The sequence below is a fragment of the Micromonospora sp. NPDC005367 genome (assembly GCF_040606825.1).
Taxonomy (GTDB): Bacteria; Actinomycetota; Actinomycetes; order Mycobacteriales; family Micromonosporaceae; genus Micromonospora.
The window spans coordinates 121808-137172 of record NZ_JBEXFP010000010.1; the positions used below are offsets into that span (position 1 = coordinate 121808).

The following is a 15365-nucleotide window of genomic DNA, read 5'->3' on the forward strand; positions in this document are numbered from 1 at the left end:
CTCACTCCGCCGCCGGCACGTCCACGCAGGGTCCGGTCGTCCACCAGGGCTCGATCAACGCCAGCGTCTCGTCGCCGAACGGGTTCACCCCGGGCCCCGCGCCGAGCGCATGGCCCAGGTGCACGTGCAGGCACTTCACCCGCCCCGGCATCCCACCGGCGGAAATGCCGTCGATCTCCGGCACGTGGCCGATCGCCTCACGCCGGGCCAGATAATCCTCGTGCGCGGCCCGGTACCGGGCGGCCAGCTCGGGGTCGGCCGCCAGCCGATCGGCCATCTCCTTCATCAGCCCGGCCGACTCCAGCCGGCTGCACGCCGCGGTCGCCCGGGGGCAGGTGAGGTAGAACAGCGTCGGAAACGGGGTGCCGTCGGCCAGCCGGGGCGTCGTCTCCACCACGTCGGGCAGGCCGCACGGGCAGCGGTGCGCCACCGCCCGCGTGCCGCGCGGCGGGCGTCCGAGCTGGGCGGCCACCGCCGCCAGGTCGGCCTCGGTGGCTGGTTCCCGCTTCGGCGGGGGTACGGAATCCGCCGCCGGCTGCTGCGGTGGTACGACAGTCACGATCCCCATCTCTCGTTCGGTGCGGCTGGTGCTCACTTGGCGGGCTGCTCGCCGTTCGCCGCCCGCACGCTCGACCAGAGCGTGTCGTACCAGGGGTCGGGCGTAGCCGGCGCACCGGGCCCGGCCTTACCCGCGTCCCGGGCCGCGCCCTCCGGGTCGTTGAGCACGATCACCAGCTTCTCCCCCGGCCGGCCCATGAAGAACCGGTCCCGCGCCTCGGCCTCGATGAAGGCCTTGTCCTGCCACTTGGCGGCCTTCTCGGAGAGGTCGGAGATCAGCTTCTCCTGCGCCGCCTGCGCGGCCTCCATCCGCTGGATGTCGGCCTGCTGGTCCAGGTAGACCCGGACCGGGTAGGTGTACGCCAGGGCGAGCGCGATCAGCACCGCGAACAGCACGGTGGCCCGCCCGGTGAGGCGTCGGGGACGGGGTGCGGAGAGCCGTTTGACCGGACCACCGGCACCGGTGCGCCGGGCGGCGGCGGGCCGGCTCGCGGAGCGTACGCCCTCGGCGCCGCGGGCCACGCCCGGAGCGCGACCGGCGGCTCTAGGCTCGGCGCGGACGCCGACCTCCCGGAGCGACCCCCGGGCGCGGGCCCCGCCCGGCCGGCCGGACTGGCCGGGCCGGCGGGCGGGACGCTGACCACCCGGTGTGCGGCGCTGCTGCATCGTCACACCCCTCCCCCGAGGCCTCGCGCGTCTCAGGCGGAACGGTAGCGCGGGAACGCGCCCGCGCCGGCGTACCGCGCCGCGTCGCCCAGCTCCTCCTCGATCCGGAGAAGCTGGTTGTACTTGGCGACGCGGTCCGAACGGGCCGGCGCGCCGGTCTTGATCTGGCCGCAGCCGGTGGCCACGGCGAGGTCGGCGATGGTGGTGTCCTCGGTCTCGCCGGAGCGGTGGCTCATCATGCACTTGAAGCCGGCCCGGTGGGCCAGGTCCACGGCGTCGAGGGTCTCGGTGAGCGAACCGATCTGGTTCACCTTGACCAGCACCGCGTTGGCCGCCTGCTCGGCGATGCCGCGCGCGATCCGCTGCGGGTTGGTGACGAACAGGTCGTCGCCGACGATCTGGATCCGGTCACCGACCGCGGCGGTCAGGGTCTGCCAGCCGCTCCAGTCGTCCTCGGAGAGCGGGTCCTCGATCGACACGATCGGGTAGTCCCCGGTGAGCTTGGTGTAGTAGTTGCTCATCTCCTCGGCGGACTTCGACGCACCCTCGAAGGTGTAGGTGCCGTTCTCGCAGAACTCGGTCGCGGCCACGTCCAGGGCGAACACGATGTCGCTGCCGAGCCGGTAGCCGGCCTTCTCGACCGCCTCGCCGATCAGGTCCAGCGCCGCGGAGTTGGTGGGCAGGTTCGGCGCGAAGCCGCCCTCGTCGCCGAGGCCGGTGGAGAGGCCCTTCTTCTTCAGTACCGACTTCAGCGCCTGGTAGACCTCCGCACCGGAGCGCAGCGCCTCGCGGAAGGTGGGCGCGCCGATCGGCGCGATCATGAACTCCTGGATGTCGACGTTGGAGTCGGCGTGCGCGCCACCGTTGAGGATGTTCATCATCGGCACCGGCAGGAGGTGCGCGTTCGGGCCGCCCAGGTAGCGGAACAGGCTCAGCTCGGCGCTACCGGCGGCCGCCTTCGCCACGGCCAGGGAGACCCCGAGGATCGCGTTGGCGCCCAGTTCCGACTTGGTGTCAGTGCCGTCGACGTCGAGCATCTTCTGGTCGATGAGGCGCTGCTCGCTGGCCTCGTAGCCGATGATCTGGTCGACGATGCGGTCCTCGATGTTCGAGACGGCCTTCTCGACGCCCTTGCCCAGGTACCGGTCGGCGTCACCGTCGCGCAGCTCGAGCGCCTCGAAGGCGCCGGTGGAGGCGCCGGAGGGCACCGCGGCGCGGGCCACCGTGCCGTCGTCCAGACCGACCTCGACCTCGACGGTCGGGTTACCCCGCGAGTCGAGAATCTCCCGGGCGACGATTCCCTCGATGGTTGCCACTGAGTCGCTCCTCGTATGTGTGGTTCGGGTGCGGCCGCGACGGTGCGGCTGAGGCAGGTGTTGAACGCAGCGTAGCGGGCGACCGTTGCACATGGGCCGTCCGGGCGTACGCAGGCGGCTTCGAAACCTGACCATCGCAGCACCGTGACCGGACATTCCCGGATTCTCCGGCCTCAACCGGCAACGGGTTTGCATAGCGTGGACCCGATCTATAAGGCTGGGTCACATGCCCGCCGCCTCGACCAAACTCCGGATGCTCGCCGTGTCGGTCATCGCGTCGCTCACGGTAACCGGCTGCCAGACCCTGGACGATGCCGGACGGGTGGTCGGGCGAGCCGATCTGGTCAACGACCTCGCCTCCCGGCTGGACCAGGCGCTCGAACTGACGTACTCGGCCGACTACCAGTTACCCGGTGGGCAGCGCGCCTCGATCGCCCAGGCGCAGGACCCGGCCCGCTCCGCGTACAGCTATCCGGGCGGCAAGCTCACCGTCACCGACGAGGCGACCACCCAGTGCGAGATGACCGGTGGCCGTGCGATGTGCACGCTGGCCGCGCCTCCGGCCGCGGGGGGCAAGCCCTCGGTGGCCGTCTTCGCCGAGGCGAAACGGCGCGGCCTGCTCACCCCGCCGGTCGTGGTGGGGATGTTGACCGAGGCCGCGCTCGACCCCGAGGCGATCATCGAGCAGGACGACACCACAGTGGCCGGGTACCACGCCACCTGCGTGGACGTCGACCGAGCCGGTGACGACTTCACCGCCTGCGTGACGACGGACGGCGTACTCGGCAGCTTCACCGGTCAGGTCGACGGCAAGCCGGTGGAGGTGACGTTGAGCCGGTACTCGGAGACGATCGACGACTCGGCGTTCGAACTGCCGCCCGGCGCCGGCGTCATCGACCGGCGAACGACGAAGTCTTGACCGACGAGCCGGTGATGGACGGCCGGGAACCTGTAGCGGCCCGCCGGTTCCCGCTGGACGCGCTCCCGGCGGAGCTGCCACCCCCGTACCCGATCTCCCGCTGGCTGATCGACTCGGCCCGGGCGGCGGTGCGGCACTAGGCACCGCACCGCCGCGGCGGCCGCCCTACAGGCCGAGCAGGGCGCGCAGGTGACGCGGTGGCGGACAGTCGTGGGCGAGCATCGCGTCGTGCCAGTCCCGCACCGACACGCCGTCGGGCCGGGCGGAGGCGATGTCGGCGACCTCGGTGTAGCCCACGAAGTACGTGGACAGCTGGGTGGAGGTGAGCAGTGCCCGTCGCCACTTGCCGGCCGCCTCGCCCTCCTCCTGGAACCCTCGCCCGGTCATCAGCGCCATCGCCTCGGCCTCGGGTAGTTCCTCGCAGTGCACCAGCTGATCCAGCAGCGCGTTGATGGTCATCCGCAGCTGCATCTTGAGCTGCTGCAACCGCACCGGCAGGCCACCGAAGCCGAGCCCGGTCATCACCTCCTCGGCGTAGACCGCCCAGCCCTCGATGAAGGGCCCGGATTCGGCCAGCGCCCGTACCCGGGTCCCACCGGCGTACCGGCGGGCGTGCGCGAGCTGGAGGAAGTGGCCCGGCATCGCCTCGTGCACCGTGAGGTTGCGGATCATGTGGTCGTTGTACTCGCGGTAGAACGACTCCACCCGCTGCGCAGGCCAGCTCGCCGGGGTCGGCGCGATGCAGTAGAAGGTGGGTACGTCGGCGGTCTCCAGCGGCCCGGGCGCGTCGCAGTAGGCGACCGCCACGCCCCGCGCGAACTCCGGCATCTCCTGGATCACGCACGGGTCGTCGACGAGCGTGACCAGATCGTGGGCGCGGACGAAGTCCGTCGCCTCGTCGAGGGTGATCGAGGCGAGATCCACGATGGTCGCGTCGTCCGGATGCTCGGCGGCGAGCAGGTCCAGCGCGCGGCGTACGGTCTGGTCGTCGGCCGCACCGCCGACCAGCTCGACCGCCGCCTCCCGGATTTGCTCGGTGACCCGCTCCAGGTTTGCCCACGCCCGCTTGAGGATCTCCGGGGCGCCCAGCTCGGTGTCGAGGGTGTGCCAGAGCCGGGCCTCCCAGCGGCGCCGACCCAGCCGCGGGTCACGCCCGGGCCCGGCGTCGGCGGCCAGTCCGGTCCGCAGCCAGGCGACGAACTCCTCCAGGGCCGCGATCGCCGCGGTCGCGGCCGGTTCGACCCGGCCGTGCAGCTCGGGGGCCTGGGCCAGCAGCGCGGGCACCTCGTCGCGGATCAAGGCCGCCGTGCCGGTGAACTGCCCGACCGCCGTCTCCGCGTGGATCCGCGGCATGTCGCGCAGCGTCCCGCGGGCGATGGCCAGCATGTCCGGTACGGCGCCGAGCCGCCCGGCGAGCTGCGTCAGCCGTACGTCGGCCGGAGCGTACGGGCGAGCGACGATCGCGTGCAGCAGCGGACCCGGGTTGTGCCGGAGCGGGTCCCATTCGTACGACCGGATCTCGGTCAGCTCGAACAGTTCCCGGTCGACCCGGGCGCTGAGCAGAGCGTGGTCGACCCGTTCCTCGGTCTCCAGCGAGTCCGGGTCGATCTCGGAGAGTGCGTTGGCGGCGTCGGTGAGCATGGCCTGGTCGGCCGTGCGCCCATCGGGCGAGAAGTCGGGCAGCCGGTCGTCGAAACGGTGGTCGCCGGCGGACGAGGCCAGTTCGGGTCGACTCTCCAGCAGCGCCTCGACGATGCGCTCGGCGAGCGGGGCAAACGATTCCACCCGCCGACCCTACCGACTCTCCCCCCACTCCCCCGAGACCCCGCCCAAGGCCACCGCGATCAAGAGGTCTGCGTCACCAGGGCGGGCGTTCGTGACGCGAACCTCTTGATCAACCTGGCTGGCCGGGGTCGGCCTTGGGTTCGGCGGCGCGGACGGCGTCGGCGTAGGACAGGGCGGCGCAGCGCAGGGCGGCCTCCGCGTCGAGGCCCGCCTCACGGGCGGCGGCGACCGTGGCCAGCAGGCTGGCCCCCAGCCGGGCCTCCGCGTCCACCTGCCCCTCGGCCAGCGGCGGCGGCACGGCCAGCCCGAACCGGTCGGCGCGCTCCAGGACCTTCGCGGCCAGGGCGAGCGCCGGCTGGCTGAGCGCTACCCCGTCCAGCACCGACCCACTCGGCTTCTCGGCCCGCTTGATCCGGTCCCAGTTGGCGGTGATCTCCTCCAGGGTCTCCGCCTCGACCCCGGCGAAGACGTGCGGGTTGCGCCGGATCATCTTGTCGACGAGGCCGCCCGCCACGTCATCGACGTTCCACCGCTCACCCTCGGGCAGCTCCTCGGCGAGCCGGGCGTGCAGCACCACCTGGAGCAGCACGTCCCCCAACTCCTCGCGCAGCGCGTCGGTGTCCCCGGCGCTGATCGCGTCATACGCCTCGTAGGACTCCTCCAGCAGGAACCGGGCCAGACTCTCGTGCGTCTGCGCCCGCTTCCACGGATCACCACCCGGGGAGGCCAACCGGTCCATCACAGCCACCGCGTCGAGCAGCCGGGCCCCCGGCGGGTCCCACGAGCCGTACATCAGCTCCAGCTCCGCCAGGCCGGGCTCCCGCGCCAGCCGCAACCCCAGCTCACGCGCGAGCGGCTCGTCACCGCTCGGCCCCGCCAGCCAGACGGCGATGCCGTGCTCGCGGACCGCGTCGAGCAACGCCTGCATCGCCGGACCGTCGACCACTGTGACCTGACCACCGGCGACGCGGATCGCCGTGGTCAGCTCGCTCTCCGCGCCGGTCAGCACCGGCGCGGAGCGTACGACGTCCCAAGCGGCCGCGGTCAGCAGCCCGGCCGGCAGCCGGGGCGAGGTGACCAGCAGGACGATCCGCGCCGGCATGCTCAATTGTTGACCGGATCGATCACTGCGGACGGGTCGGTCGGCTGGGCCGGCTCGCTCGACGGGAGCGGCTCCGGGGTGGAGATGTCGGTCACCGGACCATTCTGGTCGACGTACGGCAGCACGTAGATGATGGGTCCCTGCGGGCCGTTGACGAACGACGGCACACCGAGAGGCCGGAACCGGGGGTTGACCGACAGGTCCGCCCGCTCGGCCTCCTGCTGGAGCGCGACGCTGACCGCCGTCGCGCTGCGGACGAAGCCGCCGTCGCCGAAGGCCTGGCGCACCTCCGCCACCGAGAGCCCGCTGTCGATCTGTCCGGTCCTGGCGATGGCCTGGTAGACGGCCATCACCGCGTCGTCGCTGAGGTCGGCCGGCGGAAGCTGCTGGTTGAGCGCCTGGAGGACGTCGAACCACTCACCCCAGAGCTTGGTGTACTCGGTCGTGGCGGGCACCCTCAGGACCGCTTCGAGCTGCTCTGGGCTGACCTGGTCCGCGATCTGGAGGTTCTTCTCCGCGACCACCCGCTTACCCAGCTCGAGACTGACCAGCAAGCTGAGCACGTCCTCCCGGGTCACCGTCGACCGCAGCTGCTCGGGCGACGGGCTGACGCCGGTCCGGCCGAGCTCCTGGCGCACGGCCTCCCCGAAATCCGCCTGGATGCCGTCGTAGATCTCGTCGACCCGGGAGGTCGACCAACTGGTGTCACCGACGTACGCGGCGACGTCCGGCGCGGACTGACCGCAGGCGGCGAGGGAGAGCACAGCGAGGGCCGCGACGCTGGCGGCGGCGATGAGTCGGCGAGCACGCATGACGATCACTCTCTCACGCCGACCCTCCACCTGTGACGCCCCCCACCCGACCCGGCACCTCCACCCGTGATCATGAAGTTGTCGCGCGTCGCGCCCGGGCGACAACCTCATGATCGACGTGGCGGGAGGCGGTCAGCCGGCCGCCGCTGCCAGGGCGGGTTCGCCGAGGACGTCCTTCAGGAGCTGGGCGCACCACTCCAGCAGGGCCTGGTCGCGCAACGGCTCGCCGCCGACCCGGCGGGTGCTCGGTCGGGGCACGCTGACCTGATCGGCGGCCGCCTTGTAGACCGCGTCCGGGTGGTAGCGCTTGAGCCGCATCTGCCTGGAGTCCGGCAACGGCAGCGGGCCGAACCGGATGTGCTTGCCCTGCATGGAGACGTCGGTGAGGCCGTACCGGCGGGCCAGCAGCCGGAACCGGGCCACCGCGACCAGGTTCTGCACCTGGGCCGGCGGCTCACCGTACCGGTCGGTCATCTCGGCGACCACCTCGCGCAGCCGCTCCTCGTCGCGCGCCTCGGCGAGCTTGCGGTACATCTCCAGCCGCAGCCGCTCCACCCCGACGTAGTCGTGCGGCAGGTGCGCGTCGATCGGCAGATCGATCTTGACGTCGGTCTCCTCCTCGGGGCCCTCACCCTTGAACGCCTGCACCGCCTCGCCGACCATCCGCACGTACAGATCGAAGCCCACACCCTCGATGTGCCCGGACTGCTCGCCACCGAGCAGGTTGCCCGCACCACGGATCTCGAGGTCCTTCATGGCCACGTACATGCCGGCGCCCAGCTCGGTGTGCTGGGCGATGGTGGCCAACCGCTCGTGCGCGTGCTCGGTGAGCGGCTTGTCCGGCGGGTAGAGGAAGTATGCGTACGCCCGCTCCCGGCCGCGGCCGACGCGCCCCCGGATCTGGTGCAGCTGGGCCAGGCCGAGCAGGTCGGCACGCTCGACGATCAGGGTGTTGGCGTTCGGGATGTCGATGCCGGACTCCACGATCGTGGTGCAGACCAGTACGTCGAACTCCTTCTCCCAGAAGCCGACCATGACCTTCTCGAGCGCCTCCTCGCTCATCTGCCCGTGTGCCACCGCGACCCGCGCCTCGGGTACGAGTTCCCGGAGACGCCGCGCCGCACGCTCGATCGACTCGACCCGGTTGTGCAGGTAGAAGACCTGCCCGTCGCGGAGCAGCTCGCGGTGGATGGCGGCGGCCACCTGCCGGTCGTCGTACGCCCCGACCGCCGTGAGCACCGGGTGCCGCTCCTCCGGCGGAGTGGCGATGGTGGACATCTCCCGGATGCCGGTGATGGCCATCTCGAGCGTGCGCGGGATCGGGGTGGCCGACATGCTCAGCACGTCGACCGAGGCCCGCATGGTCTTCAGGTGCTCCTTGTGCTCGACGCCGAAGCGCTGCTCCTCGTCGACGATCACCAGGCCGAGGGACTTGAACCGGGTGGCCGCCTGGAGCAGCCGGTGGGTGCCGATGACGATGTCGGCGGTGCCGTCGGCGGCCATGGCGAGCGTCTGCTCGGCCTCCTTCGGCGTCTGGAACCGGGACAGCTGCTTGATGGTCACCGGGAACTGGCTCATCCGCTCGGCGAACGTGTTGTAGTGCTGCTGCACCAACAGCGTGGTCGGCACCAGCACGGCCACCTGCTTGCCGTCCTGCACCGCCTTGAACGCCGCCCGTACGGCGATCTCGGTCTTGCCGTAGCCGACATCGCCGCAGATCAGCCGGTCCATCGGGACCGTCTGCTCCATGTCCCGCTTGACCTCCTCGATCGCGGCGAGCTGGTCCGGCGTCTCCTGCCACGGGAACGCGTCCTCCAGCTCCCGCTGCCACGGCGTGTCCGGGCCGAAGGAGTGCCCCTTGGACGCCTTCCGGGCGGCGTAGAGCTGGATCAGCTGCGCGGCGATCTCCCGGACCGCCTTACGGGCTCGGGCCTTGGACTTCTGCCAGTCCGAGCCGCCCATCTTGTGCAGCGTCGGCTGCTCCCCGCCCACGTACCGGCTGAGCTGGTCGAGCTGGTCGGTTGGGACGAAGAGCCGGTCACCGGGCTGGCCGCGCTTGCTCGGGGCGTACTCGATGACCAGGTACTCCCGGCTCGCCCCGTTGACGGTGCGCTGCACCAGTTCGACGTAGCGGCCGATGCCGTGCTGCTCGTGCACCACGTAGTCGCCGGCCTTCAACTCCAGCGGATCGATCGTGTTACGCCGCCGGCTCGGCATCTTGCGCATGTCGCGGGTCGACGTACCCCGACCGCCGGTGAGGTCGTTGCCGGTGAGCAGCACGAAGCGGGACGCCTCGTCGACGAAGCCGGCGCTGAGCGTTCCGCAGGTGACCAGCAGTTCACCGGCGACCGGAGCGTCCGGCACCTGCTCGGTCAGCCGCGCGCCCAGCCCGGCGTCGCGAAGCACCTCGACGGCCCGCGTGGCGGGACCGTGTCCTTCGAAGACCAGCGCGATCGACCAGCCTTCGCCGGCCCAGCGCTTCAGGTCGTCGACCACCCGGGCGGTCTCGCCGTGGTAGAGCGGCGCCGGCTGGGCGGCCAGGGTCACCGCGATGGCGTCGTCGGGAGTGACGCTGACCTCCTCCGGCGCGTCCTCCCAGGGCTGTCGCGACGGGGCTGCCTCCCCCTCGAGCAGGCCGAACGGGGAGAGTGTCCACCACGGCTGGCCCAGCTTCCCGGCGGCCGCGCGGACCTCGGCCAGGCTGCGGAAGGCGGCCGCGCCGAGGTCGACCGGCGCCTGGCCTCCGACGGCGGCCGCGGCCCAGCTGGCCTGGAGGAACTCCTCGGAGGTACGCACCAGGTCGTGCGCCCGGGTGCGGATCCGCTCCGGGTCGCAGAGCAGTACGTGGGTGCCGGCCGGCATCACGTCCAGCAGCAGCTCCAGGCTCTCGTTGCCGAGCAGCGCGGGGACCAGGGACTCCATCCCCTCGACCGGGATGCCCTCGGCGAGCTTGTCGAGGATCTCGGCGAGCTCCGGGTGCTGCTCGGCCAGCGCTGCGGCCCGCTCGCGCACCTGGGGGGTGAGCAGCAGTTCCCGGCACGGCGGCGCCCAGAGATGGGTGACCTGCTCGATGGTCCGCTGGTCGGCGACCGCGAACGTGCGGATCTCCTCCACCTCGTCGCCCCAGAACTCGACGCGGGACGGGTGCTCGTCGGTCGGCGGGAAGACGTCGAGGATGCCACCGCGCACCGCGTACTCACCGCGCTTGGTGACCAGGTCGACCCGGGCGTACGCCATGTCGGTGAGCCGGCGCGCGACCTCCTCCAGGTCCGCCTCGGCGCCCGGGGCCAGCTGCACCGGTTCCAGGTCGCCGAGCCCCTTGAGCTGGGGTTGCAGCAGCGAGCGCACGGGGGCGACCACGACCCGCAGCGGGCCGGTGCGGCCGTGCGCGTCGGTCGCCTCCGGGTGGGCCAGCCGACGCAGCACGGCGAGCCGCCGGCCGACGGTGTCGGAGCGGGGCGAGAGCCGCTCGTGGGGCAGCGTCTCCCAGGAGGGATAGACCGCCACCTGCTCCGGCGGGAGCAGGCTGCCCAGCGCGGCGGCCAGATCGTCGGCCTCCCGAGTGGTCGCGGTGATCGCGAGCACCGCCCGACCGGCCCCGCCGGCCCGCTCGTCGCCGGCACCGCCCTGCGGGTCGGCCGCGACGGCGGCCACCGCGAAGGGGCGCAGCGCCGGCGGGGCGGTGATGTCGAGCCCGTCGACCTGCGCGGCACCGGAGCGCGCCAGGTCACGCGCCCGGGCCAGCCCGGGGTCGGCCAGGGCGGCGGTGAACAGTCCGGTGAGCATTTGCGATCACTTCCAGAGGAGTCGACGCGCGTGGTGCGCTCGGGGCACACGACAGAGACCCCGCGTCCAGCTGGACGGGGGGTGCACGAACACCAGCCTATCTCCGCCGGCCGACACCCACCCCCATCCCGCGCGCCCCGACGACGGAACGATGGATATCCCCGCGCCAAGATCGTGCTCGATCCTGGATGTAGTGGCCTCCGCCACACGGTCAGGCCACCACATCCAGGGTGTTGCGCGACCTTCACCTGGCCGGGCCGCGCGGACCGGCGTCAGTAGCGCACGCTGATCCGGCGCTGCCCGGCGTCGATCCGCATCTCGCCGCCGTACGGGATGATCAACTGGGGGTCGGTGTGCCCGAGGTCGACGTCGAAGACCACCACGGCGTCCGGGTTGTACGTGGCCAGCGCCTTCATGACCGCCGCCCGCTGCGCCTCGCCCCAGGCGATCCGCTGCTCCAGCGTGTGCGGCTTGTCGAACTCCCACGCCTTCGGCCGGCCGACCACGATCGCGGGGAACGCGCCGAGCAGCCCGCGCTCGCCAATGTTGCGCACGATCCGGAAGACCTCGGTGTCGGACGGCAACTCCTCGGACGTCTCCAGGATCAGCACCGACCCGGCCAGCTCCGCCGCCGACTGGACACGATCGGTCGCCAGCAGCCAGTGCAGGATCTCCAGGTTCCCACCCCAGGTCGGCCCCTGCACCACACGTTCCGGGCCCTGCCAGCGCCACCCCTCGCCGGGGAACATCACCGGCTTCTCGGTCAGCGTCGTCGGGTCACGCCAGTCGCGCGGCTCGTCACCCCACTCCGTCGCCGGGGTCAACTCGTACCAGCCGGAGGTGAAGAGCGCGGCACGCAGCGAGTCGAAGGTCAACCGGTTCGGCGCGCCGGAGCGGCCGAGGTGCACCAGCACCGACCCGCCGTGGTACGCGACCACCCCGAGCCGGTAGAGGTGGTTGAGGATGTTGGTGTTGTCCGAGTACCCGAAGTACGGCTTCGGGTTGGCCCGCAGCACCTCGTCGTCAAGGTGCGGGGTCACGGTGATCAGGTCGTCCCCGCCGACGGTCGCCAGCACCGCGGTGATCGACGGGTCGGCGAAGGCGGCGGTGAGGTCCCGGGCCCGGTCCCGGGGGTCGGCACCCGCCACCCGGGTCGTCGGGTACTCGACGGGCTCCAGACCGAACTCCTCGCGCAGGCGCCGCAGCCCCAGCTCGTACACGTGCGGGAAGATCGCCGGAAGCCCGGCGGACGGCGAGACGACGGCGACGCGGTCGCCCGGCTTCGGTTTCGGCGGGTATCGCAGAGGCGGCATGATCAAACGCTAATAGGCCCGCCAATCCGTTTTCCACCGCTGGAATGCGACCCGGCCCCGGGGCTTACGGCCCTCGCCCGATGATCGCAAGAGCCCCCGGCTATGAAAAAAGCGATAACAAGGGTCCCCTCCTTACATCCACGTCCACGCGGATACGATCCAGTAAGTCGGACAGCGCTGTCCTTCGTACGACACGTAAGGAGCGCCCCGTGACCGACCAGCACGTCCACGACGGCCCCGACGCCGCCCTGCGAGCCGACATCCGCCGCCTCGGCACCCTGCTCGGCCAGACCCTCGCCCGCCAGGAGGGTCGCCCGCTGCTCGACCTCGTCGAGGAGATCCGCGCGCTGGTTCGCTCCGACGCCCCGACAGCCGCTCAGCGGCTCGCCACGCTCGACGTGACAACCGGCACCAAGCTGGCCCGGGCCTTCTCCACCTACTTCCACCTCGCCAACATCACCGAGCAGGTGCACCGGGCTCGTGACCTGCGCCGCCGCCGGGCGACGCACGGCGGGTGGCTGGACCAGGCGGCCAAGATGATCGCCGAGCGTGGAGTACCGGCCGAGGAGGTCGCCGCGGTGGCCCGCCGGCTCGCCGTCCGGCCGGTCTTCACCGCCCACCCGACCGAGGCGGCCCGCCGGTCGATCCTGTCGAAGCTGCGCGCGATCGCCGACGAGCTGGACGCTGAGACCGCCAACGCGATCCTCTACGGGGCGAGCGACGAGGGGCCGGCGAACCGGCGGCTGGCCGAACTGCTGGACCTCATGTGGCAGACCGACGAGCTTCGGCTGGACCGGCCGGATCCGACCGACGAGGCCCGCAACGCCATCTACTACCTGCGCGACCTGTACGCCGAGGCCGCCCCGCAGGTGCTCGACGACCTCGCCGAGACGCTGCGCGCCCTCGGCGTGGAGACGTCGCCGACCGGCCGGCCGTTGAGCTTCGGCACCTGGATCGGGGGCGACCGGGACGGCAACCCGTTCGTCACCCCGGCGGTGACCCGCGAGGTCCTGCGGATCCAACACGAGCACGGCATCCAGGCCACCGAGACGGCGATGGAGGACCTGATCAACGAGGTCTCCGTCTCCCGGCGGCTGCGCGGGGTGTCGCTGGACCTCTCCGCCAGCCTCGCCGCGGATCTGGACGCGCTGCCCGAGGTGGCACCCCGGTTCCGCCGGGTCAACGCCGAGGAGCCGTACCGGCTCAAGGCGCGCTGCGTGAAGGCGAAGCTGGCCAACACCCGCGGACGGCTACGGCAGGGCACTCCGCACGTGCCGGGCCGGGACTACCGGGGCTCGGCCGAGCTGATCTCCGACCTGGAGCTGTTGCGCGCCTCGCTGGCCCGCAACTCGGGCCAGCTCACCGCCGTCGGGCGGCTCGCCTCGACCATCCGTACCGTCTCCGCGTTCGGGCTGCACCTGGCCACGTTGGACGTCCGCGAGCACGCCGAGGCGCACCACGCCGTGCTGGCACAGCTGTACGCCGCGGTCGGTGAGGTGTCGGACTACCCGGGCCTGAGCCGGCTGGAGCGGACGAAGCTGCTCGCCGACGAGCTGAGCGGACGGCGACCGCTGTCCACCCTGGACACCCCACTCACCGAGACGGCCCGCAAGACGTTCGACGTCTTCAGCACGGTCCGCGAGGCGCAGGACCGGTTCGGCGACGAGGTCATCGAGTCGTACATCATCTCGATGACCCTCGGCGTGGACGACGTGCTCGCCGCGGTGGTGCTCGCGCGCGAGGCGGGCCTGGTGGACGTGCACAGCGGGCGGGCCCGGATCGGCTTCGTGCCGCTGCTGGAGACCCCGGCGGAACTCAACGCCGGTGGCGAACTCCTCGACGAGCTGCTGTCCCTGCCGGCCTACCGGGCGCTGGTGGCGGCGCGGGGCGACGTGCAGGAGGTCATGCTCGGCTACTCCGACTCCAACAAGGAAGCGGGTATCACCACCAGCCAGTGGTCGATCCACCGGGCACAGCGAGCACTGCGTGACGTGGCGGCCCGGCACGGCGTGCACCTGCGCCTCTTCCACGGCCGCGGCGGCACTGTGGGGCGCGGCGGTGGGCCGACGCACGAGGCGATCCTGGCCCAGCCGTACGGCACCCTCGACGGCGCGATCAAGGTGACCGAGCAGGGCGAGGTCATCTCCGACAAGTACAGCCTGCCGTCGCTGGCCCGGGAGAACCTGGAACTGACGCTGGCCGCGGTGCTCCAGGCCACCCTCCTGCACACCGCACCCCGGCAGCCCGCCGAGATGCTGGAGCGTTGGGACGCCGCGATGGACGTGGTCTCGGAGTCTGCGTACCGGTCGTACCGGTCGCTGGTGGAGGACCCGGAGCTGCCGGCGTACTTCTGGGCGTCCACGCCGACGGAGCTGCTCGGGGCGCTCAACATCGGCTCCCGCCCGGCGAAGCGGCCGAACACGGGAGCCGGCCTGGCCGGTCTGCGGGCCATCCCGTGGGTGTTCGGCTGGACGCAGACCCGGCAGATCGTCCCGGGTTGGTTCGGCGTCGGCTCGGGCCTCGCGGCGGCCCGCGAGGCCGGACTGGCCGACGTACTGGCCGAGATGCATCGCAACTGGCACTTCTTCGGGACGTTCCTGTCCAACGTGGAGATGATGCTGAGCAAGACCGACCTCGACATCGCCCGGCGGTACGTCGAGACGCTCGTGCCCGAGCAGCTGCACCCGATCTTCGACAAGATCGAGCAGGAGTACGAGCTGACCAAACGGGAGGTGCTGGCCGTGACCGGGTCTCCCGCGCTGCTCGACAGCTCCCCGGTGCTCCAGCGGACCCTGGCGGTGCGGGACACCTATCTGGAGCCGCTGCACCACCTTCAGGTGGCGCTGCTGCGGCAGTACCGGGACTCGGGCGCCCCCGGCCGGGCGGTGGCCACCGCGCCGGGCGGTCGCCGCGCCCCCAGCGACGGTACGGCGCTGGAGCGGGCCCTGCTCACCACGGTCAACGGCATCGCGGCCGGGATGCGCAACACGGGCTGAACGCCGGGCGGCACCGTGTCGTGGGCATGCTGGCGGGGTCGCTCGGGCCGGACCGGTGCGCCTTCACCGGCGCGCGCCGCAGTGCGCGGGCTCCGGATTCGCCGCACGACGG

Annotated in this window: 11 protein-coding genes; 3 read left to right on the forward strand and 8 right to left on the reverse strand. The window is 71.9% G+C overall.

The genetic code is table 11. The features are described from left to right. Nucleotide 1: 1 nt before the first annotated feature. From ABZS42_RS10250 to eno, 3 genes are read right to left on the reverse strand one after another with little or no spacing between them, the layout of a single operon-like run. Nucleotides 2-559 (reverse strand): DUF501 domain-containing protein, encoded by a 558-nt coding sequence (locus ABZS42_RS10250; protein WP_355143685.1) that lies wholly within the window; start codon nucleotides 557-559, stop codon nucleotides 2-4. A gap of 32 nt (nucleotides 560-591) precedes the next feature. Next, nucleotides 592-1224 (reverse strand): septum formation initiator family protein, encoded by a 633-nt coding sequence (locus ABZS42_RS10255; protein ID WP_355143757.1) that lies wholly within the window; start codon nucleotides 1222-1224, stop codon nucleotides 592-594. 32 nt (nucleotides 1225-1256) lie between these two features. Beyond that, on the reverse strand, nucleotides 1257-2540 hold the full coding sequence (gene eno / locus ABZS42_RS10260; RefSeq protein ID WP_355143687.1) for a phosphopyruvate hydratase: 1284 nt from the start codon (nucleotides 2538-2540) through the stop codon (nucleotides 1257-1259). Nucleotides 2541-2766: 226 nt separating this feature from the next. On the opposite strand from eno, the gene ABZS42_RS10265 reads away from it, so the two are divergent. Together ABZS42_RS10265 and ABZS42_RS10270 are read left to right on the forward strand one after the other, a co-directional pair. After that, nucleotides 2767-3459 carry a hypothetical protein gene (locus tag ABZS42_RS10265; protein WP_355143689.1) on the forward strand — a complete coding sequence of 231 codons (693 nt, stop codon included), beginning with the start codon at nucleotides 2767-2769 and terminating at the stop codon, nucleotides 3457-3459. Next, nucleotides 3456-3599: a hypothetical protein gene (locus ABZS42_RS10270; protein ID WP_355143691.1), complete on the forward strand. Its 144-nt coding sequence runs from the start codon at nucleotides 3456-3458 to the stop codon at nucleotides 3597-3599. The genes ABZS42_RS10265 and ABZS42_RS10270 overlap by 4 nt, the downstream gene beginning before the upstream one ends. A gap of 25 nt (nucleotides 3600-3624) precedes the next feature. Here ABZS42_RS10270 and ABZS42_RS10275 read toward each other — a convergent pair whose 3' ends face one another. The 5 genes from ABZS42_RS10275 to ABZS42_RS10295 all read right to left on the reverse strand — a co-directional run bounded on the left by ABZS42_RS10275 (nucleotide 3625) and on the right by ABZS42_RS10295 (nucleotide 12257). After that, nucleotides 3625-5244: a DUF885 domain-containing protein gene (locus ABZS42_RS10275; RefSeq protein ID WP_355143693.1), complete on the reverse strand. Its 1620-nt coding sequence runs from the start codon at nucleotides 5242-5244 to the stop codon at nucleotides 3625-3627. Nucleotides 5245-5353: 109 nt separating this feature from the next. Then, on the reverse strand, nucleotides 5354-6346 hold the full coding sequence (locus tag ABZS42_RS10280) for a nucleoside triphosphate pyrophosphohydrolase (protein ID WP_355143759.1): 993 nt from the start codon (nucleotides 6344-6346) through the stop codon (nucleotides 5354-5356). A gap of 2 nt (nucleotides 6347-6348) precedes the next feature. Next, entirely contained in the window at nucleotides 6349-7158 is an 810-nt protein-coding gene (locus ABZS42_RS10285; RefSeq protein ID WP_355143695.1) for a hypothetical protein, read from the reverse strand. A 132-nt stretch (nucleotides 7159-7290) separates the two neighbouring features. Next, nucleotides 7291-10944 (reverse strand): transcription-repair coupling factor, encoded by a 3654-nt coding sequence (mfd, locus tag ABZS42_RS10290; protein WP_355143697.1) that lies wholly within the window; start codon nucleotides 10942-10944, stop codon nucleotides 7291-7293. A gap of 272 nt (nucleotides 10945-11216) precedes the next feature. Further along, a complete protein-coding gene (locus ABZS42_RS10295) occupies nucleotides 11217-12257 on the reverse strand; it encodes a S66 peptidase family protein (RefSeq protein WP_355143699.1) in 1041 nt (346 codons plus the stop codon). Nucleotides 12258-12466: 209 nt separating this feature from the next. Between ABZS42_RS10295 and ppc the strand changes: the two genes are divergently transcribed. Next, nucleotides 12467-15253: a phosphoenolpyruvate carboxylase gene (gene ppc / locus ABZS42_RS10300; protein ID WP_355143701.1), complete on the forward strand. Its 2787-nt coding sequence runs from the start codon at nucleotides 12467-12469 to the stop codon at nucleotides 15251-15253. Nucleotides 15254-15365: the final 112 nt, after the last annotated feature.